This window comes from Agrobacterium sp. SOY23 (genome assembly GCF_027212525.1).
In the GTDB taxonomy this organism is placed as follows: Bacteria; Pseudomonadota; Alphaproteobacteria; order Rhizobiales; family Rhizobiaceae; genus Agrobacterium; species Agrobacterium tumefaciens_I.
The window spans coordinates 371417-393997 of the sequence record NZ_JAPWDT010000001.1 but is presented as its reverse complement, the minus strand read 5'-3'; the positions used below and the strand labels follow the sequence as shown (position 1 = coordinate 393997).

Here is a 22581-nt window from a genome sequence, read left to right as displayed (position 1 = left end):
AACATTTGAATTGCGCTCCCCGGCCGGTGATCTTCCACCCTGGCCGGTGTTTTGCGCAACCAAAAAGCGGAACGAGAGAGCCCATGCCGAAGCGCCAAGATATCAAGTCCATCCTCATCATCGGCGCGGGACCGATCGTCATCGGTCAGGCATGTGAATTCGACTATTCCGGCACGCAGGCCTGCAAGGCGCTGAAAGAAGAGGGTTACCGGGTCATTCTGGTCAACTCCAACCCGGCAACGATCATGACCGATCCGGGCCTTGCCGACGCCACCTATGTCGAGCCGATCACCCCTGAAGTCGTCGCCAAGATCATCGCCAAGGAGCGTCCGGACGCGCTTCTGCCGACCATGGGCGGCCAGACCGCGCTCAACACCGCGCTTTCTCTCAAGCGCATGGGCGTTCTCGACCGCTACAATGTGGAAATGATCGGCGCCAAGCCGGAAGCCATCGACATGGCCGAAGATCGCGCCCTCTTCCGCGAAGCCATGGCACGCATCGGCCTCGAAACGCCGAAATCCATGCTGGCCAACGCCACCGAAATCAAGGATGCCGACCGCAAGAAGCACGAAGTCGCCCGCACCGAACTGAAGGGCAAGCTTTCCGGCCCGGAACTCGACAAGGCGCTGGACGACCTCGAAAACCAGTGGAACCTCGGCGAAACCGACCGCAAGCAGCGTTACATGGCCCATGCCATGGCGATTGCCGCCCAGGCCATCGACCATGTCGGCCTGCCCGCCATCATCCGTCCGTCCTTCACGCTCGGCGGCACCGGCGGCGGCATTGCCTATAACCGTTCGGAATTCTTCGACATCGTCTCGGGCGGTCTCGACGCCTCGCCGACCACCGAAGTTCTGGTCGAAGAATCGGTCCTCGGCTGGAAGGAATATGAGATGGAAGTCGTCCGCGACAAGGCGGATAACTGCATCATCATCTGCTCCATCGAAAACATCGATCCGATGGGTGTCCATACGGGTGACTCGATCACTGTCGCGCCGGCGCTGACCTTGACCGACAAGGAATACCAGATCATGCGCAACGCCTCGATTGCGGTGCTGCGTGAAATCGGCGTGGAAACCGGCGGCTCGAACGTGCAGTTCGCCGTCAACCCGAAGGATGGCCGCCTCGTCGTCATCGAAATGAACCCGCGCGTATCGCGCTCGTCCGCTCTGGCCTCCAAGGCAACCGGCTTCCCGATCGCCAAGATCGCCGCCAAGCTCGCCATCGGTTATACGCTGGACGAACTGGAAAACGACATCACCGGCGGCGCAACACCTGCTTCGTTCGAACCGTCGATCGACTACGTCGTCACCAAGATCCCGCGTTTCGCCTTCGAAAAATTCCCGGGTGCGTCTCCGATCCTCACCACGGCCATGAAGTCGGTCGGTGAAGTCATGGCGATTGGCCGCACCTTTGCGGAATCGCTGCAGAAGGCGCTACGCGGCATGGAAACCGGCCTCACCGGTCTCGATGAAATCGAAATTCCCGGTTACGAGGAAGGCGAAGGCTCCAAGAACGCCATCCGCGCCGCCATCGGCACGCCGACGCCGGATCGCCTGCGCATGGTCGCCCAGGCGCTGCGCATGGGCATGAGCGAAGAGGAAGTCCACGAAAACTCGAAGATCGATCCGTGGTTCATCGCCCAGTTCAAGGCCATCGTCGACATGGAAGCCCGCATCCGCGAGCACGGCCTGCCGCAGGATGCCGAAAACCTGCGCACGCTGAAGGCCATGGGCTTCTCCGACGCCCGCCTCGCCAGCCTGACGTCCAAGCGTCCGAAGGAAGTGGCCGAGCTGCGCAACAGCCTGAATGTCCGCCCGGTCTTCAAGCGTATCGACACCTGCGCGGCCGAATTCGCCTCGCCGACCGCTTACATGTATTCGACCTATGAAATTCCCTTCGTCGGCGCCGCCCGCTCGGAAGCGCAGGTTTCCGACCGCAAGAAGGTCGTCATCCTCGGCGGCGGTCCGAACCGTATCGGCCAGGGCATCGAGTTCGATTATTGCTGCTGCCATGCCGCCTTCGCACTGAAGGATGCCGGCTTCGAAGCCATCATGATCAACTGCAACCCGGAAACCGTGTCCACCGACTACGACACCTCCGACCGCCTTTATTTCGAGCCGCTGACGGCCGAAGACGTGATCGAAATCATGCGTGCGGAACAGGAAAAGGGCGAGCTGGTCGGCGTCATCGTGCAGTTCGGTGGCCAGACCCCGCTGAAGCTGGCCGAAGCACTTGAAAAGAACGGTATCCCGATCCTCGGCACCGCGCCTGACATGATCGACCTTGCCGAAGACCGTGATCGCTTCCAGAAGCTGCTGATGAAGCTCGATCTTGCCCAGCCGAACAACGGCATCGCCTATTCGGTCGAGCAGGCCCGCCTCGTCGCCTCGGAAATCGGCTTCCCGCTGGTCGTGCGCCCGTCCTATGTTCTGGGTGGCCGCGCCATGCAGATCATCCATTCGGAAGGCCAGCTCCAGACCTATCTGCTCGACACCGTTCCCGGTCTCGTGCCTGAGGACATCAAGCAGCGTTACCCGAACGACAAGACCGGTCAGATCAACACCCTGCTCGGCAAGAACCCGCTGCTGTTCGACAGCTACCTGACCAACGCCGTCGAAGTGGACGTCGATGCGCTGTGCGACGGCGAAAACGTCTTCGTTTCCGGCATCATGGAACATATCGAAGAAGCCGGCATCCACTCGGGTGACTCGGCCTGCTCGCTGCCGTCGCGTTCGCTGAGCAAGGAAACCCTCGACGAACTGGAACGTCAGACGACGGCTCTTGCCAAGGCGCTGAATGTCGGTGGCCTGATGAACGTTCAATATGCCATCAAGGACGGCACGATCTACGTTCTCGAAGTCAATCCGCGCGCCTCGCGTACCGTGCCTTTCGTCGCCAAGACCATCGGTGCGCCGATCGCAAAGATCGCCGCCCGCGTCATGGCCGGTGAAAAGCTTGGTTCGGCAATCGCCGCCTATGGCGAAAAGCCCGATCCGCGCAACCTGAAGCACATTGCTGTCAAGGAAGCCGTCTTCCCCTTCGCGCGCTTCCCCGGCGTCGACATCCTGCTCGGACCGGAAATGCGCTCGACCGGCGAAGTCATCGGCCTCGACACCGATTTCGCGCTTGCCTTCGCCAAGAGCCAGCTCGGCGCCGGCGTCGATCTGCCGCGCTCCGGCACGGTCTTCGTTTCGGTGCGTGACGAGGACAAGGAAGGCGTTCTTTCCGCCATCCGCATTCTGGTGGAAAGCGGCTTCAAGGTACTGGCGACCGGCGGCACCCAGCGTTTCCTCGCCGAACAGGGCATCAATGCCGAGAAGATCAACAAGGTGCAGGAAGGCCGCCCGCATATCGAGGACGCCATTCGCAACCGTCAGGTCCAGCTGGTCATCAACACCACCGACAGCAACAAGGCGATTTCCGACTCGAAATCGCTGCGTCGCGCAACGCTGATGCAGAAGGTGCCCTACTACACGACGATGGCCGGCGCCGAAGCCGCCGCCCTCGCCATCAAGGCACTGAAGGCCGGCAATCTGGAAGTGAAGCCGCTGCAAAGCTACTTCAACTAAGCCTTCTGCGGGAAACCCCCGCAAGATTGACAGCAAAACGCCGCGGGTCGCCATGCCCGCGGCGTTTTGTTTTGCGTAATCCCGCTGCAATCCATTCCCCGTATCAAAAAGGCGTCATTTGCACCCGAGGCCGATAATGTCTTTTTGCATTCCTGAAGAACCCTCCTCCGCTGTCAGCTACGCCACTCCCCTGAACTCGAGCGGGCGGGGTTAAGTCATGGTCGGACGTCCGCCAGGCCCGGAAAGGGTGGCTTTTCCGCTTAGAATCGAACCCGCAATATTGAACGCAATCCGGCACACCGCGAGTGGCGAATTGCGCAGCATCAATGCGCAGATCGAAATCCTGCTGAAAGAGGCCTTACGGCATCGCGCCGCTGCGGATACGACGAAAGAGCCAACGGGCTAAGCCCAGGGCTCTAGCGTCGGAAAACGGGAAGATCTCAGGTTTGCCAGATATTTAAGCCGCGAGCGCCTCGCGCACGCAATTGCGGCCTTCGGTCTTTGCCCGGTAGAGCGCACGATCCGCCATTTCGGCAAGCGTCAGGAGATCGCAGCTCATATCGCCGCTTGCGGCGACGCCGATGCTGATCGTCACGCCGACACGCAAACCGCCGCAATCCACCTCGGTCACCGCGATGGCACTGCGAATGCGTTCGCCGATCATGCGGGCCTTCTGAACCCCGGCGCCCGGCAGGAAGATGATGAATTCCTCGCCGCCGTAACGCGCCAGCACATCACCGCCGCGGATGCTGCCGCCGATGCGCTTTGCCACCTCCTGCAGGACACTATCGCCGACGGCGTGGCCAAAACGGTCATTGATCGACTTGAAGTGATCGATATCCAGCAACATGGCCGCATCGGTGGGATCAGGCGTCGCCGGCATGGTCTGGAAGAAGAAGCGTCGATTCTTGACGCCCGTCAGCGGATCGGTATTTGCGAGAAGCAGCAATTTCCGTTCGGACCGCTCGGCCACCAGCACCATCACGAAGAGGGCAATGGCGAAATTCAGCATGATGATGAAGAAAAATGCATTGACCAGATTGATGGTGGCATAGTCGGGGAAAAGCACGCTTTTCATCACCGACAGCGAAATCAGGCCGGAGATGCCGGTAATCGCGCCCAGCGCCAGACGGGAGAGAAGTGGCTCCTTCCGCCACCCGGCAAAAAGCACGACCGCCCCGCCGAGATAGGCCAGAGTTGCACAACCATTAAAGAGCGCCGCGCGAAAGGCATTATTGTCCGCCACCTGTACCGCGACGACAACCGCCAGGGCGGCAACGAGACAGGCAAGGATTGTGGTTTTGCGGTTGACGAAGCGTCCGTCGCTCAACGCCTTCAGACCGAGCCAGATGAGCGCATAACCCGCAATACCGAACACAACGCTGCCGAGCTGCCACAGGGCCGGCGACACGATGTTCCATTCTCCGTAACCTGCAAGCGTGGAACCGATCGTCATCGACGCGAAACCCGCCGCAAGCGCAACCGGACCAGGCAAATAGCGATTACTCATCCTCAGGTAGATAAAACTCATCAACCCAACAATGTAAGAACATTTTTGCATCAGTATGACTGTCGCAAGGTCGAGTTCGCCCAGCATAATATGTCCGTTTTTTGAATAGAATTCGGCGGGAAGGATTACAATATTCCGTATAAAATTTTAATGAAAATAACAAATTAATATTCAGTAAATAAATATTATTGGAAATAAACACTAAATACACAATAAAACTCTAATATATACAACAATCTATTCGAGCATTTCGTAGACAACATATCCTTTCTGGATCTTGTGATGTCCACCACCATCCCGTCGAGATGCGTGCGAAGCATCGCGCCTTGCCGCGACGAAGAGAATGGCCAGCCTGCCTGACGTCGACATCTTCGTGACTTATGTTTACCCTATGTTCCATTGACAATCGTCAGGAAATAAGACCAGGGCATTGAATATAAAGAGAAATATCAGAGCCTCAAATTTACTGGCATTTCGCTGTCGTCTTCTGATATAGTCGGCTCAGTTATGATTTTGGCATGGTTCCGGAGTTCCCCTCCGGAACCTGTTTCTTTTTGTGTCTGCAAGTAAAGCGACCGGAATGCGAAGGATAAAAAAATGGTAGAAAAAGTACCGATGACTCAGGGTGGATTCGTCAAGCTTCAGGAGGAGCTGCGCTGGCGCCAGCAGGAGGAACGCCCCCGTATCATCGAGGCGATTGCGGAAGCGCGCGCCCATGGCGACCTTTCGGAAAACGCCGAGTACCATGCTGCCAAGGAAGCCCAGAGCCACAATGAAGGCCGCATCACCGAACTTGAAGACCTGACCGCGCGCGCCGAAGTCATCGATCTTTCCAAGATGTCCGGTTCCAAGATCAAGTTCGGCGCCACCGTCAAGCTGGTGGATGAAGATAGCGACGAGGAAAAGACCTATCAGATCGTCGGCGACCAGGAAGCCGATGTGAAGGCTGGCCGCATTTCCATCTCCTCGCCCATTGCCCGCGCCCTGATCGGCAAGGAAGTCGGCGACAGCATCGAAGTCAACGCCCCGGGCGGTGCCAAGGGTTACGAAATTCTCGCGGTGCAGTGGGGCTAATTGCCCCGATGCGATGCGCCCCATGCGGGCGCATCGTCTTCTGACTGATCAATTCTTTAGCCGCAAAGACGGAAGCCCATCTTGTCCCACGTCAGTCTGAAAGATGTGCAGGTGCTTGCGCCGAACTTCAAGCGCAGGCTCTCCGGCGTCACCTCCACCATCGTTCAGCTCATTCCGGTGCAGAACCGGCTTGGGCAGAAGGTGGCCACCATCGGCCCCGGCCTGCCGCCGCATCTGCCGCATGTGCGCTTCCGCGATCTGTGGCGTCTCTGGCAGAACGGCCCGCTCGGCGGCCCGCGTATCTGGCATGCCCGCCGCAATCTGGAAATGCTGCCGGGCATTCTCATGCGTGACGTACTGCGCATGAAGGTGAAACTGCTCTTCACCTCGGCCGCACAGAGACGGCATTCCGGCTATACACGCTTTCTGATTTCGAAGATGGATGCGGTGGTCGCTACCAGCACCCGCTCCGGTTCGTTTCTCGAAGTGCCCCATCGCGTCGTGATGCATGGCGTCGATACCGAGCTGTTCCACCCGGCGACTGGTCCCGAAGACATGATCGAGGCAACCGGCCTGCCCGGACAGTATCTGATCGGCTGTTTCGGACGGGTGCGCCACCAGAAGGGCACCGACCTCTTCGTGCGCGCCATGATCGAGCTTTTGCCCCACTATCCGCAATGGACCGCCGTGGTTTCCGGCCGGGTTACAGCGGAACACAAGGCTTTTGGCGATGCGCTCAAGGCTGACGTCGCCGCGGCCGGCCTTGCCGACCGCATCGTGTTTCAGGGCGAAGTTGATGACATCAAGCCGTGGTACCGGCGGCTGACGCTTTATGTCGCTCCATCCCGCAACGAAGGTTTCGGCCTGACGCCGCTCGAAGCCATGGCCTCGGAAACGGCCGTCGTCGCCAGCAATGCCGGCGCCTATGAGGAAATGATCGTCAGGGGCGAGACCGGGGCCGTCGTGGATGCGGGTGACTACACATCGCTGAGAGATGCGATAGGAATCTATCTGGCCGATCCGGCTCTGGCCAAAGCCCATGCAAGTGCCGGGCTGGCGCATGTGCGCAGCACTTTTCCGCTGGAAAAAGAAGCGACAAGTCTCGGTGACGTCTATGATGCGTTGCGGCGAGGGTGATACCCCCTAAACCGGCAAGACGTCCGCTGCTTAGATTTCCACCAGACCGACGCGTTTGACCTGACGGATGGTCAGCATGGTGCGCACCGTATCGACATTCTCATCCGCCGTCAGAACTTCGATGACGAAATCCTGAAACTCCGTCAGGTTCTTCGCCACACAGTGCAGCAGGAAATCGCTTTCACCCGACACCATCCAGGCCTGCCGCACCAGCGACCATCCTGCTGTTGCCGCCGCAAAGGCCTTGAGATTGCTGTCCGACTGGCGCTTGAGGCCGATCATGCAGAAGGCAACGAGGTCGAAACCGAGCTTCGGCGCGTTCAACATGGCGTGATAACCCTCGATCACACCCGCCTCTTCCAGCTTGCGGACACGCCGAAGGCAGGGCGGCGCGGAAATTCCGACCCTTTCGGCCAGCTCCACATTGGTCATACGCCCGTCGCGCTGCAATTCGCGCAGGATTTTCAGATCGATGGCATCGAGTTCGACGCTGGTCACGGAGAAGTACCTCGTTAAGCTGGAGAACTTCCTTGTACTATTCGGCACGGGATTCGCAACATTATGCCACCGCCCGGTCACAAAATTGCGCGCGCATCCACAACTGCCTTGTTGGTAACGCAAGGCTGCCCTTGAATAAAGACACTAGACAACCTTAAATACCGGGCAACGAAGGGGTTGCGGCCTGTTCGCCGTCTTGCGGCTGGAGGGCCCGGGTGCCGAAAGGCACTGCGACCGAAAGACCCCGTTACTGAAAGGAATGTTTCCATGTCTGCCCGCCACACGAAGGTATTGATCATTGGCTCCGGTCCCGCCGGTTATACCGCGGCGATCTACGCGGCCCGCGCAATGCTGAAACCCGTGCTGATTGCCGGCATGGAGCAGGGTGGCCAGCTGATGATCACCACCGACGTCGAGAACTATCCGGGCTTCGCCGATCCGATCCAGGGCCCCTGGTTGATGGACCAGATGCTGAAGCAGGCAACCCATGTCGGCGCGGAAATCGTCAGCGACCTCGTCACCGAAGTTGAAACCAACGTCCGGCCTTTCGTGGTCAGGACCGATTCCGGTCAGGTATGGACTGCCGACACGCTGATCATCGCCACCGGCGCCAAGGCCAAGTGGCTCGGCATCGAAAGCGAGCAGCATTTCCAGGGCTTCGGCGTCTCCGCCTGCGCCACCTGCGATGGTTTCTTCTATCGCAACAAGGATGTGATCGTGGTCGGCGGCGGCAACTCCGCCGTGGAAGAAGCGCTGTACCTCGCCCATATCGCCAAGTCGGTCACCATCGTGCACCGCCGCGACAACTTCCGCTCGGAGAAAATCCTGCAGGAACGGCTGTTCGCGAAGGAAAACGTCAAGATCCTCTGGAACACCGAAGTCGCCGAGATCACCGGCGCACCGGCAAAGCCGCCAATGCCGCCTTCCGTCTCCGGCGTGAAGCTGCGCGACACCAAGACGGGCGCGGTCAGCGAAATGCCGATCGATGGCGTCTTTGTCGCCATCGGCCACGCCCCGGCAGTCGAACTGTTCAAGGGCAAGGTGAAGCTGAAGGACAACGGCTACATGTGGACCGCTCCCGATTCCACAGCCACCGACGTGGAAGGCATCTTCGCGGCCGGCGACGTCACCGACGATATCTATCGCCAGGCAATCACCGCCGCCGGCATGGGCTGCATGGCCGCCCTTGAAGCGGAACGTTATCTCACCGCGCATCAACCGCTTGCTGTCGCAGCGGAATAACCGAAAGGCAGGATAGGCATGGCAATGCCATTGGACTGGGATAAACTGCGCATTTTTCATGCCGCAGCCGAAGCAGGGTCTTTCACCCATGCTGCCGACAAGCTGCATTTGTCCCAGTCGGCCATCAGCCGTCAGGTCAGCGCGCTGGAGCAGGATGTCGGCGTCAAGCTGTTCCATCGCCATGCGCGCGGCCTGATTCTCACCGAACAGGGCGAGTTGCTGTATCGCACCGCCCATGACGTGCTGCTGAAGCTCGAAACGGTGAAGATGCAGCTCACCGAAACAACGGAAAAGCCGAGCGGCAAGCTGCGCGTGACGACGACCGTCGGTCTCGGCCAGGGCTGGCTGACGGACAAGGTGCAGGAATTCCTGCAGCTTTATCCGGAAATGTCGATCCAGCTCATCCTCGACAATGAGGAGCTGGACGTGAACATGCGCCATGCCGATTGCGCCATCCGCTTGCGCCAGCCGCAACAGTCGGACCTTATCCAGCGCAAGCTGTTCACGGTGCACATGCACGTCTATGCCGCGCCGTCCTACATCAATCGCCATGGTGAGCCGCAGTCTGTCGAGGATCTCGACAATCACCGCATCATCTCCTTCGGTGAGCCGGCACCCAACTACCTCTTGGACGTCAACTGGCTGGAAAATGCCGGGCGTTCCTCAGACAATACGCGCACGCCGCATCTGCAGATCAACAGCCAGACCTCGATCAAGCGCGCCTGCCTGCTGGGGATAGGCATTGCCTGCTTGCCGGATTATATCGTCGGCCGCGATCCGGGCCTTATCCAGCTATCGCTCGCCGCAGACATTCCGTCCTTCGATACCTATTTCTGCTATCCGGACGAGATGAAAAACGCTGCAAAGCTGAAAGCCTTCCGCGACTTCATCGTTGCAAAAGCGCGGAACTGGAACTTCTGACGTTAAAATAATCGACGTCGAAAGATAATCTTTTAAATTCAAAGCCTTGCAAAGGCAGAAACGAGAGGGGCGCGCAGGCGCCCTTCTCCAGCTTTGCACATAAAATATACCGGAAATATCGAGGGCTGCACGGCACGCATGCCTGACCTGCACAAAAAAGAGTTGTTTCGTGCACAAAAAAGCACCATATCGCTCTCAGCTGATGCACACGGTGGCTTTTCCTCCCAGTTCCACCGCATCAGCTGTTCCCCTCTGGAGGTTTTTGACCTTCACACTTAAAGGGCCCTGGATCCTTCCGGCGGCCCTCTTTTTTTACCCGCAAGAATTTTCTCCGAATTGGCGAAATATCGCACGATGCAACCTTGTTTTGCATTATTGCCGCTCCCATATTTTAGTCAGCTGTCACGTTCGCCCAAGGCCCGCGGCAGCTGTTCCCCTCTGGAGGTTTTAACCTTCAAACTTATCAGGCCGCGGAAATATCCAGCGGCCTTCTTTTTTGGAGCTGCCTGCCCGCTCCCCGTGATCCTCACAGAGACGTGACTTGTATATCGAGAATGACCGATATAAATATCGGACATGTCAGATATTGAAGAAACATCGATGAACCCGGAGGAAATCCTCAAGGCCCTTTCGCATCCCGCAAGGCTGAAATTTCTTGAATGGCTGAAGTGCCCGGAAAAACACTTCTGCCAGGAGCATCCGCTCAGCATGGGCGTATGCGCCAACCAGTTTCAGATCAGCGGCCTGTCGCAATCCACCGTCTCGTCACATCTGGCGGTGTTGCAGGCAGCCGGCCTCATCAGGTCGAAAAAGGTCGGGCAATGGGTGTTTTTCGAACGCGACGAAGAAACCATCGACGCCTTCCGCAATTATCTACAAGCCAATCTCTGAGCCTCCCAAGCTTTGAGCCCCGGGGTGCCGGACAGGAAACCGCAACGCGGTTTCACTCCGGCACCCGAACAAGGACAGCGCGCCTGGCGCGCAACTCTGCCAACCGACCAGAAAGTGAAGTCGCATGACCAGTCTTTTCGAACCGGCACAGGCCGGCGATATCGCACTCGCCAACCGTATCGTCATGGCTCCCCTCACCCGCAACCGTTCGCCGGGGGCAATTCCCAACAATCTTAACGCCACCTATTACGAGCAGCGCGCCACGGCCGGGCTGATCGTCACCGAGGGCACGCCGATCTCCCAGCAGGGTCAGGGTTACGCTGACGTTCCGGGCCTCTACAAGCGGGAAGCGATCGCGGGCTGGAAACAGGTGACCGACGGCGTACATTCGGCCGGCGGCAAGATCGTTGCGCAGATCTGGCATGTGGGCCGCATTTCCCACACCTCGCTGCAGCCGCATGGCGGCCAGCCGGTCGCTCCTTCCGCCATTCCGGCCAAGTCGAAGACCTATATCATCAATGATGACGGCACTGGCGCCTTTGCCGAGACTTCCGAGCCGCGCGCGCTCACCATCGACGATATCGGCCTCATCCTTGAAGATTACCGCAGCGGTGCCCGCGCCGCCCTGGAAGCCGGTTTCGACGGCGTCGAAATCCATGCCGCCAACGGCTACCTGATCGAGCAGTTCCTGAAATCCAGCACCAACCAGCGCACGGACGAATATGGCGGCTCGATCGAAAATCGCGTCCGCTTCCTGCTGGAAGTTGTCGATGCGGTTGCGGAAGAGATCGGTGCCGGCCGCACCGGCATCCGCCTCTCCCCCGTCACCCCGGCCAACGATATTTTCGAGGCCGATCCCCAGCCGCTTTACAATTACGTGGTGGAAGAACTCGGCAAGCGCAATCTCGCCTTCATCCACGTCGTTGAGGGTGCCACGGGTGGCCCGCGTGATTTCAAACAGGGCGACAAGCCGTTCGATTACGCAGCCTTCAAGGCCGCCTATCGCAATGCCGGCGGCAATGGTCTGTGGATCGCCAATAATGGTTACGATCGTCAAAGCGCCATCGAAGCCGTGGAAAGCGGCAAGGTCGATGCCGTCGCCTTCGGCAAGGCCTTCATCGCCAATCCGGATCTGGTGCGCCGCTTCAAGGACAACGCGCCCTTGAACGAGCCGAACCAGCCGACCTTCTATGGCGGCGGAGCCGAAGGTTACACCGACTATCCGGCGCTCGCCTGACAAACCGAAACGCCGCATTGCACCATGGCAATGCGGCGTTTTCTTTCAGCGCAGGCTTCGTGCCTGCCGCGCGGCAAAATCTGAAAATGCGCCCATGATGAAGGCATTGGGCACATGCAGCGCCTGCAGCAAGCCATTGCCCGTTTCCCGGCCGATACTCATCAGTGCCACCTGCAGACAGTAGAGGGCGAGCAGCACCAGCGAACGGCCAAGGTTCGGCCGCAGATCGTCATAACGCAGCGCAAGGACCACCAGCGACAGGATGGGAAGGGCGATGAAGATGCCAAGCCCCTTATGCACCGAAAGCAGCGACCCGTCATAATAGATCGACAGCCCGGCCAGCAGCACCTGCGCGAAAATCAGCACCGGCACCACGGCCGACACCACGGCGAAGATGCGGCGTTGGCGAGATAGTTCACTTGTTGCCGTGGCCATCACACCCTCCCTCCGGCATCGGCCGGATGGTGAAGGCTGGCCGGTTCCCGCACCTGTTCGATACAGCCGAGGTTCGCCAATGTCGCCGATACCGCAACATCGATCGGTGTCCTCGGTTCCACACCGAGGAAATCCGTAAGCTTGGCGTTGCTCATGCGGATCGGCATCTGCCAGAGATATTGCATTTCCAGCACTTCGCGGAACAGGGGAACGAAGGGGGCGGCGAGCCTTATCGCCAGCCAGGACAGTCGTCGCATCTTGACCGGTTGGCCTACAGCACGCTCGATTGCCGCGACCAGTTGCAGCCCGTCGAAATCCCAGAAACCCTCCATGTGATAGACGGCAAAAGCAGGAAGTTCGCCCGAACGATCCAGCAACCGTCCGATCGTCTCCGCCACGTCAGGCAGATAGGCCCATTGATGCCCGGCATGGGGTGCGGCGGGGTTCTGGACGCTGCGCACCGGTTTGCCCGGCCGCACCAGCATTTGCGAAAACCAGTTATTTTTCGCATCCGGCCCGAAAAAATCCCCGGCACGGACAATCAGCACCGGCACACCGCGCATCGACGCCATTTTCAGCCGCCGCTCCATCTCCACGCGCAGCGCGCCCTTGCGGGTGAAGGGTTTCTGCGGACTGTCCTCTGTCAGCAGCGGAAAGGCATCCGGCCCGAAATTATAGACGCTGCCCGGAAACACGATCCTCGCCCCGTAGGCTTCGGCAGCGGCGATGGTGTTGTCGAGCATCGGCAGCACCTGCCTCTCCCAATCGCGATATCCGGGAGGATTGACCGCATGGACGACGAGCGTGGCGCCCCTGGCGGTCTCCACCACATCCTGCCGGTTCATCGCATCGCCCGTCACGCGCTCCACGCCGTCCGACGCGCCTGTCGATACGGGTTGGCGCGTCAGTGCCCTCACCCGCCAGCCGCGTTGCAGCAGCATCTTCGAGACGTGGCTGCCGACACCGCCATTCGCGCCAATGATCAGGGCCAGCGGCCGGTTATTCTCTGCTGTATTTGCATGGTTTTCATATATCATGGCCGTCGCTCCTTTTTGTGAGCTGGAGTATCGGCGCAATGCGCGATATACGAAATTGTCGAAATAGGTGTAGCGGCCATACAAAATTTTATGATCAAAAGCCGGAATGTCAGCTGGGATTTTTACCGTACCTTCCTCAGCGTGCTGCGTGATGGCTCGCTTTCCGCCGCCGCGCGCGAACTTGGCATCACCCAGCCGACGGCGGGGCGCCATATCGGCGCGCTGGAGGAGGCCATCGGCTTTCCGCTGTTCATCCGCTCACCGCACGGGCTGATGCCGACGGAGGCCGCGCTTGCGCTCAAGCCCTATGCGGAAAATCTGTCGGCGACGGCCGCGGCCCTCATGCGGGCGGCCTCCGGCGAGGTTGGCAAGATCGAAGGCACCGTGCGCATCAGCGCATCGGATATTATCGGCGTGGAGATGCTGCCGCCGATCATCACCGCCATGCAGGAGGTTCACCCCCGGCTGGAAATCGAGCTTTCGCTGTCCGATACGCTGGAAGACCTGCTGCGGCGTGAGGCCGACATCGCCATCCGCATGACCGAGCCGCAGCAGGATGCGATCGTCATGCGCTATATTGGCAATTTCCGTCTGGGATTTCATGCGACACGCGATTATCTGGCAAAAGCCGGCATCCCGGAGAGCATGGATGAACTGGACAACCACCGCATGGTCGGTTTCGACCGCAAGACGCCCTTCATCCGGGCGGCCATCCAGCGGATGCGTTCGCTCGATCCGGAAATACCCGATATTGAAGACATTTCCTTTGAAATCCGCGCCGACAGCAACCTTGCCCAGCTTGCCATGATCCGCGCCAGCGCGGGAATCGGCGTCTGCCAGATCGGCCTGGCGCGCAAGGACCCCCGGCTTGTCCATGTGCTTCCGAAAATCGACATTCCGCTGCACACCTGGGTCGCGATGCACGAAAACCTCAAGACCTCGCCGCGATGTCGGGCCGTGTTCAGCGCCCTGGTCGAAGGCCTGAAAGCCCATCTCAAGGAGACCGATCCGAACGCCCCGCCACAACGGCGCTAGGGCTGCTCAAGCATCGGCACCCGGCCGCACACGCGATTGCGCGGAACAGGCCGGCGGAAATGGGAGGGCAATGCCGGTTTCACCTGACATTCCGACCCCGCTCATCAAAAGGGTCTGGCCTGCTGCGTCGTCTTGTCCACCACCTCGGCTTCCGGCCGGTCGCCACCCTGGCTATATTCCTCATGCCACTGGCCGCGCTCGTCCTGATAGCTGATTTCCTCGTCATCGCCCCCGATCTGCTGTTCGGCGGCAACGATGCGCGCAGCCTCGACGGCATCGGCATAGGTAGGAAATGTTTCGGAATAGGCGCCGTTCATGCGGTAGGCGAAACCTCCGTCATGTTCGACAATTTCATATACCACTTTGGTCATGCATGGTCCTCCTGTCTCAGTAGGCGACATGGCAACCACAACCGCGTTTCAAGCATTGCACCCGATGGGACACCGCGGCATGAGCAGCATGTCCTGCGACACCACTATCCTACCAAAAGCACTCAAGCGCAAATCCTGCTTGATCTGAGGGACGATACGTCACAGCCTAGGCCTGTCACGGGGAAGGGAAATCGATGGCGGCTACCATTCTGAAGCAGGAGCGCATGTTGCTTCTGGCGATACCGGCGGCAATTGCCGCCTATATGGCGGAACATGCGATATTCGAAGCCGGAAAGACGGCGGCGCTGATTGCCGCGATCATGCTCATCGGGCTTATCGTTCTCGTCTCGATGCGGGTTGCCCATCACGCCGAAATCCTCGCCACCAAGGTCGGCGATCCCTATGGCACGATGATCCTGACGCTCTCGGCAGTCGCGGTCGAAGTGCTGATCCTTGCCATCATCATGAGCGAATCCAGTTCGCCCACGCTGGTGCGCGATACGATCTATTCCGCCGTGATGATCGACATCAACGGCATTCTGGGCCTGGCCGCCCTGCTCGGCGGTCTGCGCCACGGTGAACAGCCCTATAATGACGATTCCGGCAAGACCTACGGCGTGATGATCCTCACCGCCATGGGCATTTCGATGATCGTCCCGGAATTCATTCCGCAACAGAGCTGGCATGTCTATTCCGCCTTCACCATTGTCGCGATGATCGCGCTCTATGCGCTTTTCCTCAAGATGCAGGTCGGGCCACACAGCTATTTCTTCAGCTATACCTATCCCCGCAAGCCGCATACGGCCGGTCAGCCACCGGATGGCCATGCGGAGGAGGAAGACGAAGGCAGCGTGCCGCTCTCCATCGGCCTCATCATTGCCGGGGTGGTGATGATCGGCGTGCTGGCGGAATTCATGGCGGCCTTCCTGGGCGAAAGCCTTGAGGGCACCAGCGCGCCGCCGGCGCTGATGGCGGTGGTGGTGGCGACCATCTCGGCATCGCCGGAAATCCTTACCGCGCTCCGATCCGCCCTGCGCAACCGCATGCAGGCCGTGGTCAATATCGCCATGGGCGCATCACTGTCGACGGTGATCCTGACCGTGCCGGTGATGGAGGGCATCGCGCTTTATACCGGCCAGCCCTTCATCATGGCCATGACCCCGGTGCAGACCGTCATGGTCTTCATCACCCTCATCGCCGCCGCCATCAATCTCAACGACGGCGAGACCAATGCGATCGAGGGAATGACGCATTTCATCCTCTTCGCCACCTTCATCATGCTGCTGTTTCTGGGGCTTTAGCGACCGATCTTCGGTCTATACTCTCTCATATCCTGCGACAAACAGGACTGTTATGCCAGCGAAGATGGGTGTTCGCTTATCTTGCGGCGAAGACTGGCGCGTTGAAATACGGATAGTCCTCATTGCTCCCCAAAATGACGGCCATTGGCCGCGGCAGTACATCGCGAGGCGCAGAGTCCCGCAATGCCAAGTATATCAAAACGACGATATAGCACGCCCCCAACACTCTTGCGGTTTGTGATCCCGGTTCGGTGATCCCCTTCAATAAATAAACGGCGCCATAGAGGTCGGAAATGCCGTTAATCTGAACTGTGCCGTCAATCTCCTCAAATCCCCCTTGCCAAGCGCATGAGTATTGATCGTATCCTGAAAGGAGACCGGCGCGATCTGAAGTAGAGAAAGGCCACATGTCGTCCGTATAGAAGTTCGTCTCGACGACGGGATCAAGCAATCCGTCATCGTTTGGCTCCCGCCCTATATGCCCTGGCCAGCTTAGATCGATTCCGATCGCACTAATCTTACTGTCACCACGATCGTAGTTCGTAATGCTCGCTGGCAAATTTAACCACCCAATCAACTCGATGCTTTTTGGGTCGACGGTTAGAAAGCGTGACGGAAGCGGACGATCTGGGCCGCACACTGCGCCAAGCAGTGACTTCAGGCGATCGGCAGCCGCATCAGCCTCGTCTCTTCTAAGTAACTCCTCAATTTCTTTACAAAAATCTCTATCCGACAGTCCGTCTATAATTAATTCATCAACCATCCGATGAAACTCCTTTTGGCTTACGCCATACCCATAGACTATATTATTTCAACTTAAACAAAAACCTAAACAACTCATCATATACAGGAATGAACTGCCGTAATTTTCCAAAAATACTTTATTATTATTTACATCCCGACTGAACGCGCGATGCTCTAGTTGAAACAAAAAAGCCCGGCATCGCTGCCGGGCTTTTTCTTTTAAGATCGCAAACCGATCAGCGGCAAGCGGCGCAGAAGCGCTGGATGCGCTTGCAGGCCTCTTCCAGAAGCGCTTCCGACGTGGCGTAGGAAATGCGGAAGTTCGGGCCGAGGCCGAAAGCCGATCCCTGCACGACGGCAACGCCTTCGGCTTCCAAAAGCTCGGAGACGAAATCCGCATCCGTCTCCATGACCTTGCCCGAAGGCGCGGTCTTGCCGATCAGGCCGGCGCAGGACGGATAAACGTAGAACGCGCCTTCCGGCGACGGGCAGCTGATGCCCTTGGCCTGGTTGAGCATGGAAACGACGAGATCGCGGCGGCCTTCGAAGATCTTCTTGTTGGCCGGAATGAAATCCTGCGTGCCGTTCAGAGCTTCGACAGCTGCCCACTGTGCAATCGAGCTTGCGCCCGAGGTCTGCTGGCCCTGGATCATGTCCATGGCCTTGATCAGCGGCAGCGGGCCGGCGGCATAGCCAATACGCCAGCCGGTCATGGCATAGGCCTTGGAGACGCCGTTCATCGTCAGCGTGCGGTCGTAGAGCGAAGGCTCGACCTCAACCGGGGTGACGAATTTGAAATCGCCATAGGTCAGGTGCTCATACATGTCGTCCGTCAGCACCCAGACATGCGGGTGCTTGACCAGCACATCCGTCAGCGCCTTCAGCTCGTCATGCGAATAGGCCGCACCAGACGGGTTGGAGGGCGAGTTGAAGACGAACCACTTGGTTTTCGGCGTGATCGCCTTTTCCAGCGCTTCCGGCTTCAGCTTGAAATTGTCTTCGAGCGTGGTGTCGACAAAAACCGGCGTACCACCGCAGATCGCCACCATTTCCGGGTAGCTGACCCAGTAAGGTGCGGGAATGACGACCTCATCACCCGGATTGAGGGTGGCCATGAAGGCGTTGAAGAGGATCTGCTTGCCGCCGGTGCCGACGATGGTCTGTTCCGGCTTGTATTCCAGGCCGTTTTCACGCTTGAACTTGTCGGCAACCGCCTTGCGCAGTTCCGGAATGCCGGAAATGGGCGTGTATTTGGTCTCGCCGCGTTTGATCGCGTCAATGGCCGCTTCCTTGATATTTTCGGGCGTATCGAAATCCGGCTCGCCGGCGCCAAGGCTAATCACATCGCGGCCCTGCGCTTTCAGCTCGCGGGCCTTCTGGGTAACGGCGATGGTGGCGGATGGCTTTACGCGGGAGAGAATGTCGGCAAGGAAGGCCATTTTTAATCGGTCCTATTGGGGTTGACATCAGCAGAGGCTGGAAAACTTGCCTGCTGCGGCACTTTCTATGTCGAAAGACCGGCATAGTTTCAAGGTCAAAAGCCGGCTTATCTGCCGCAATGGAGAATTTAAACCTTCCTTAACCCGGAAGTAACGCTTGATGCGCTACATTGGCGAGCCTAGGGGTCGTGTCTCTAAAGCTGGTTGAAAAATGGCGCCCAGAAGCATCTTTTCCAGTCTTGTCCGCGAGGTCGATGGCACATGGTCCACGGCCTATCAAACCTTCAACCTGAAATCGGCCCTGCAGCCCATTTTCCGCCGAACGACGAGCGGCATGCTCGACATCGATTCCTTTGAGGGTCTGGTGCGGCCCCATCGCAATGGCGAGCCGGTGACGCCGGGCGAGTTTTTCTCGCTGGTCGCGGCTGAAGACATCGAGAATATCGACAGCATCCTGCGCACGATCCACATTCTCAACACCGGCAGGCTCAACCGTTCCCGCGCCCGCATCTTCGTCAACTTCCATCCGGGCCTGTTCCAGACGCCCGCCAAGATGCGGCAGGAGGTGGAGCGCATGCGGCTTGCCGCCCACGAGGCTGGCATGACGGCGGACCGCATCGTCTGCGAAATCTCGGAGAAAAAAGCCTCCGACACCCAGATGGTCGCCGACTTCGCTTACCATATGCACGATATCGGTTTTCGCGTGGCGCTGGACGACTATGGCGCCGGCGATTCCGCCATCGACCGGGTCAAGCTCATCAAGCCCGACTATGTGAAATTCGAAGCGGGCTGGGTGCGCGATTTCATGCAGAATTCGGCGGGCGCCGCGCTTCTGCGCGTCATCGTCAGTCAGTTTCGCGAAGAAGGAATAGAGCCGGTCTTCGAAGGGCTGGAAACCGGCTGGCAGGTGGATCAATGCGAGGAACTCGGCGTCTTTCTGATGCAGGGCTATGTTCTGGCAAAACCCGAACTTGCGCCGACCAGTTTCGACACACGCTTTCCCGAACTCGGCAACGCCTATTTCTCCCCTTCCGCAAGGCCTGAAAAAAGCGCTGCACCGGCATTTCCCCGCGAAGAACGGCCCGCCGACACACATCCTCTGCGCCAGACCCGGACCTTTGGAAAACGCGGCCTCTGACGCCGCTTGCGATGAAACCGGCCCTATAATCGCCCTTGCCACAATATTGCCGCAATAAATACCGCGGAACGCCAGAATTCGGTCTCCAAGCCGTCCATTTCGAAGCCTCTTTTATCCTTTAAGAACAGGGACAAGAGGCGACAGCCATGTTTACCAACGACCGGACTTCCGTTGAAAGGTTAAGGGCGCAGAGAACGCTGTTTTCCCTCTGGATGGCCATTGCGGCTTTTCTTGTCATTGTCACCATGGCAGCCGGCATCGCAACGTCGGCCAATGCCGCCACTCAGGCGGTCGATACCCTGCATACATCCGCCATTCCGCAGGTGGCGGCAACGACGGAGGCGGGTCCTCACATCCTGCTCATCGTCCTGTCGGCAGCAGCCTTCATCGGCCTCGGCATAGGCGGCCTGACGCTGACCCGGCGCAGCCTGAAGGACGAGGCTCGCCGCTACAAATAAGCCGCAGCGATAAAGACGCCCTCGGCACCACCAGCGCCAGCCCCTACCCTGACTTGCGACATCGGCAGGTTACTGCTAAAGCACCCGGGAAACCGTCAGACCGACATTTCAAAAAATCCCCGAATTGCCATGGCCGCGACTGAATGAATTTCCGGCCCCTGTTGTGCTGGTGCCAATCATGACGCGTGTTCAGGCCAATATGCTGCTTCTGCTCGCCGCAGCAATCTGGGGAGGCGGCTTCGTCGCGCAATCCTCCGCCATGGCCTCGATCGGCCCCTTCTGGTTCGTCGGACTGCGTTTCGCCATTGCCGCAATCGCCGTGCTGCCCTTCGCGCTCATGGAAACACGATCGCTGAAATCGCCGCCGCGCCGCAGTGAAATCGGCAGCTTCATCCTCGTCGGCTTGGCGCTATTCGGCGGCGCCACCACCCAGCAGGTCGGTCTCCTGACCACCACCGTCACCAATTCCAGCTTCCTGACCGGGCTTTACGTCATCTTCGTGCCCGTCATCGCCGTCGTGCTTTACCGCCGTCATCCCCATTGGGTCGTCTGGCCCTGCGCGCTGATGATGCTGGGCGGCATATTTCTCCTCTCCGGCGGCGCCTTCGAGACGCTGACGAAGGGAGATATCCTCAGCATCGTCTGCGCCTTCTTCTGGGCGATCCAGATCACCCTCGCAGGCCGCTTCGTTTCCGAAAGCGGACGGCCGCTGGCGCTTTCCTGCACCCAGTTCGCGGTTTGCTCCCTTCTTAGTTGCATGATCGGTGTCGCATTCGAACCCATCAGCATGGCTGCCATTGAAGGGTCGCTGACGGAAATTCTCTATGTTGGCCTCGTCTCCTCCGGCCTTGCCTTCGTGTTGCAGGTGATTGGCCAGCGTTACACCACGGCGCCACAGGCCGCGATTTTCCTGTCCTCGGAGGCGCTTTTCGGCGCTTTGCTGGCCTCGATTTTCCTCAAGGAAACCATTTCCGGCGCGGGCTACATCGGTTGCCTGATCATCTTCGTCGCCATACTGATCGTTGAACTGGTGCCGGAATTGACGCGCAAGCGGCAAAAATCCATGGCTGAAGCGACCTGACGCAAAAAGAACTGATTTTTCTGTTTTCGCAGGAAATTCCGGCCCTGCATTCAAATTTTTGCCGGGAAAGCCCGATAGGGCCGGTAATTATTTCATCAATAATCGCTTGTGCGGAAAAAATATGCGATTGCAGGCGGTAATTCTACCGCAGGTTTTTTATCTGACAAAAAGCCCGTAAAAACTTTTGCTTGCCAATTTTCGATAAACGCATCAATCTACTGCGGTTCGGGCAATTTGCGAGCATGGGAAGGCCTATAATTTTGCGCACTGGGGACGCTATAAACCTCGGGCGGTGGGACGAAAAACGTTGGATGAGAACGCCATTACTTCCCGCTGCGAAGGTCCATTTTCTCAATAGTCAAAAACTGCCTGCCAACGCCCACGCGGGGCAAAACTGTAATGCTGCCTGTAGCTGAACGCGGGCAGAGCGAAAAGGACCTGATGCATGGCCGAAACTGGCACCGTAAAATTCTTCAATACAGACAAAGGCTTCGGCTTCATCAAGCCAGACAATGGTGGCGCTGATATCTTTGTTCACATCTCTGCCGTACAGGCTTCTGGCCTGTCCGGACTTTCAGAAAATCAGAAAGTGAGCTTCGACACGGAACCGGATCGTCGCGGCAAGGGGCCGAAGGCAGTCAATCTGCAGATTGCTGGCTGACCCTATAACGGCTTTCTTTTCTAGTTGAAGCCCGGCAGGAATGCCGGGTTTTTTTGTGCCTCCCGCAGGCCTCAAAGGGCCGGCACTCAGAGCCCCTTGAGATAGGGGTTGGTGAGCCGTTCCTCACCCAGCCGCCCACCGGGGCCATGGCCGCAGATGAAACCGACATCATCGCCGAGCGGTAGCAGCTTGTCGCGAATGGAGGCCATCAGTTGCTCATGGTTTCCGCCCGGCAGATCCGTGCGCCCCACCGAGCCTGAAAACAGCACGTCGCCGACATGGGCGAAGTTCTGGTCGCGGTTGTAATAGATGACATGGCCGGGCGCGTGGCCGGGGCAATGATAGACCTCGAAGACGTGATCCCCGAATGAGACTTTGTCGCCATCCTCCAGCCATTTATCCGGCACGACGTTCTTCAAGCCGCTGATACCGTATTTCTCCGCCTGCACCTCGATCCGCTCCAGCAGGGGCCGGTCATCCTCATGCGGCCCGATCACCTGCAGGGAAAGCTTTTCGCGCAATTCGTCAGCGCCGCCGGCATGGTCGAGATGCCCGTGCGTCAGCCAGATTTCCTTCAGCGTGATGCCGTTTTCAGCGACGACCTGGAGAATGACGTCCACATCCCCGCCGGGATCGACGACGACTCCCTCCTTGGTGTCCTGATCGAACAGGATGGTGCAATTCTGCTCGAATGGCGTGACCGGAATAATACCCGCCTGCAACTTTCCCATATCCCGTATCTCCTGTCTGAAAGGTTCCGCCTCCTATAGCCCGCGACCGGTGGCGGCACAATGGCGGC

At 58.7% G+C, this 22581-nt stretch carries 21 protein-coding genes; 13 read left to right on the top strand and 8 right to left on the bottom strand.

The genetic code is table 11. From position 1 onward, the window contains the following. The first annotated feature begins 83 nt into the window (after positions 1–83). Positions 84–3572: a carbamoyl-phosphate synthase large subunit gene (carB, locus tag O3S81_RS01905; RefSeq protein ID WP_269340569.1), complete on the top strand. Its 3489-nt coding sequence runs from the start codon at positions 84–86 to the stop codon at positions 3570–3572. 457 nt (positions 3573–4029) lie between these two features. Here the strand turns inward: carB and O3S81_RS01900 are convergent, their stop codons facing one another. After that, the gene (locus O3S81_RS01900) at positions 4030–5169 is read right to left on the bottom strand and encodes a GGDEF domain-containing protein (RefSeq protein ID WP_269340568.1); all 1140 of its coding nucleotides are present in this window, start codon (positions 5167–5169) and stop codon (positions 4030–4032) included. Positions 5170–5679: 510 nt separating this feature from the next. Here O3S81_RS01900 and greA point away from each other — a divergent pair. Both greA and O3S81_RS01890 read left to right on the top strand, forming a co-directional pair. Continuing rightward, positions 5680–6156, top strand: a complete 477-nt coding sequence (gene greA, locus O3S81_RS01895) for a transcription elongation factor GreA (protein ID WP_003522847.1) — start codon at positions 5680–5682, stop codon at positions 6154–6156. Positions 6157–6237: 81 nt separating this feature from the next. Beyond that, positions 6238–7293 (top strand): glycosyltransferase family 4 protein, encoded by a 1056-nt coding sequence (locus tag O3S81_RS01890; protein ID WP_269340567.1) that lies wholly within the window; start codon positions 6238–6240, stop codon positions 7291–7293. Between the two features lie 30 nt (positions 7294–7323). Here O3S81_RS01890 and O3S81_RS01885 read toward each other — a convergent pair whose 3' ends face one another. Beyond that, positions 7324–7791 carry an Lrp/AsnC family transcriptional regulator gene (locus O3S81_RS01885; RefSeq protein ID WP_004430414.1) on the bottom strand — a complete coding sequence of 156 codons (468 nt, stop codon included), beginning with the start codon at positions 7789–7791 and terminating at the stop codon, positions 7324–7326. A gap of 267 nt (positions 7792–8058) precedes the next feature. Between O3S81_RS01885 and trxB the strand changes: the two genes are divergently transcribed. The 4 genes from trxB to O3S81_RS01865 all read left to right on the top strand — a co-directional run bounded on the left by trxB (position 8059) and on the right by O3S81_RS01865 (position 12082). Then, a complete protein-coding gene (trxB, locus tag O3S81_RS01880) occupies positions 8059–9033 on the top strand; it encodes a thioredoxin-disulfide reductase (protein ID WP_269340566.1) in 975 nt (324 codons plus the stop codon). 24 nt (positions 9034–9057) lie between these two features. Continuing rightward, positions 9058–9954: a LysR family transcriptional regulator VtlR gene (locus O3S81_RS01875; RefSeq protein ID WP_034498849.1), complete on the top strand. Its 897-nt coding sequence runs from the start codon at positions 9058–9060 to the stop codon at positions 9952–9954. 600 nt (positions 9955–10554) lie between these two features. Further along, positions 10555–10845: an ArsR/SmtB family transcription factor gene (locus tag O3S81_RS01870; protein WP_269341382.1), complete on the top strand. Its 291-nt coding sequence runs from the start codon at positions 10555–10557 to the stop codon at positions 10843–10845. Positions 10846–10969: 124 nt separating this feature from the next. Next, complete coding sequence (locus O3S81_RS01865; protein ID WP_269340565.1) at positions 10970–12082, top strand: alkene reductase; 1113 nt, start codon at positions 10970–10972, stop codon at positions 12080–12082. A gap of 45 nt (positions 12083–12127) precedes the next feature. On the opposite strand, the gene O3S81_RS01860 is transcribed toward O3S81_RS01865, so the two are convergent. Together O3S81_RS01860 and O3S81_RS01855 are read right to left on the bottom strand one after the other, a co-directional pair. After that, complete coding sequence (locus O3S81_RS01860) at positions 12128–12517, bottom strand: DUF6220 domain-containing protein (RefSeq protein WP_269340564.1); 390 nt, start codon at positions 12515–12517, stop codon at positions 12128–12130. Beyond that, positions 12517–13554 carry an NAD-dependent epimerase/dehydratase family protein gene (locus O3S81_RS01855; RefSeq protein ID WP_269340563.1) on the bottom strand — a complete coding sequence of 346 codons (1038 nt, stop codon included), beginning with the start codon at positions 13552–13554 and terminating at the stop codon, positions 12517–12519. The genes O3S81_RS01860 and O3S81_RS01855 overlap by 1 nt, the downstream gene beginning before the upstream one ends. A 90-nt stretch (positions 13555–13644) precedes the next feature. On the opposite strand from O3S81_RS01855, the gene O3S81_RS01850 reads away from it, so the two are divergent. Continuing rightward, positions 13645–14589 carry a LysR family transcriptional regulator gene (locus O3S81_RS01850; protein ID WP_269340562.1) on the top strand — a complete coding sequence of 315 codons (945 nt, stop codon included), beginning with the start codon at positions 13645–13647 and terminating at the stop codon, positions 14587–14589. Between the two features lie 104 nt (positions 14590–14693). Here O3S81_RS01850 and O3S81_RS01845 read toward each other — a convergent pair whose 3' ends face one another. Further along, positions 14694–14960, bottom strand: coding sequence for a DUF2188 domain-containing protein (locus tag O3S81_RS01845; RefSeq protein ID WP_269340561.1), 267 nt, complete (start codon positions 14958–14960; stop codon positions 14694–14696). A 194-nt stretch (positions 14961–15154) separates the two neighbouring features. Between O3S81_RS01845 and O3S81_RS01840 the strand changes: the two genes are divergently transcribed. Then, positions 15155–16261: a calcium:proton antiporter gene (locus O3S81_RS01840; protein WP_269340560.1), complete on the top strand. Its 1107-nt coding sequence runs from the start codon at positions 15155–15157 to the stop codon at positions 16259–16261. 76 nt (positions 16262–16337) lie between these two features. Here O3S81_RS01840 and O3S81_RS01835 read toward each other — a convergent pair whose 3' ends face one another. Together O3S81_RS01835 and O3S81_RS01830 are read right to left on the bottom strand one after the other, a co-directional pair. Beyond that, positions 16338–17024, bottom strand: coding sequence for a hypothetical protein (locus O3S81_RS01835; RefSeq protein ID WP_269340559.1), 687 nt, complete (start codon positions 17022–17024; stop codon positions 16338–16340). Between the two features lie 217 nt (positions 17025–17241). Continuing rightward, entirely contained in the window at positions 17242–18444 is a 1203-nt protein-coding gene (locus tag O3S81_RS01830; protein ID WP_269340557.1) for a pyridoxal phosphate-dependent aminotransferase, read from the bottom strand. Between the two features lie 211 nt (positions 18445–18655). On the opposite strand from O3S81_RS01830, the gene O3S81_RS01825 reads away from it, so the two are divergent. From O3S81_RS01825 to O3S81_RS01810, 4 genes are all read left to right on the top strand, one after another. Further along, positions 18656–19582 (top strand): EAL domain-containing protein, encoded by a 927-nt coding sequence (locus tag O3S81_RS01825; protein ID WP_269340555.1) that lies wholly within the window; start codon positions 18656–18658, stop codon positions 19580–19582. Positions 19583–19728: 146 nt separating this feature from the next. Further along, entirely contained in the window at positions 19729–20040 is a 312-nt protein-coding gene (locus O3S81_RS01820) for a hypothetical protein (RefSeq protein WP_269340554.1), read from the top strand. Positions 20041–20218: 178 nt separating this feature from the next. After that, positions 20219–21121: a DMT family transporter gene (locus O3S81_RS01815; protein WP_269340553.1), complete on the top strand. Its 903-nt coding sequence runs from the start codon at positions 20219–20221 to the stop codon at positions 21119–21121. Positions 21122–21566: 445 nt separating this feature from the next. Next, complete coding sequence (locus O3S81_RS01810) at positions 21567–21782, top strand: cold-shock protein (RefSeq protein ID WP_003494703.1); 216 nt, start codon at positions 21567–21569, stop codon at positions 21780–21782. Between the two features lie 86 nt (positions 21783–21868). Here O3S81_RS01810 and O3S81_RS01805 read toward each other — a convergent pair whose 3' ends face one another. After that, positions 21869–22513, bottom strand: coding sequence for an MBL fold metallo-hydrolase (locus tag O3S81_RS01805; RefSeq protein ID WP_269340550.1), 645 nt, complete (start codon positions 22511–22513; stop codon positions 21869–21871). Positions 22514–22581 lie beyond the last annotated feature (68 nt).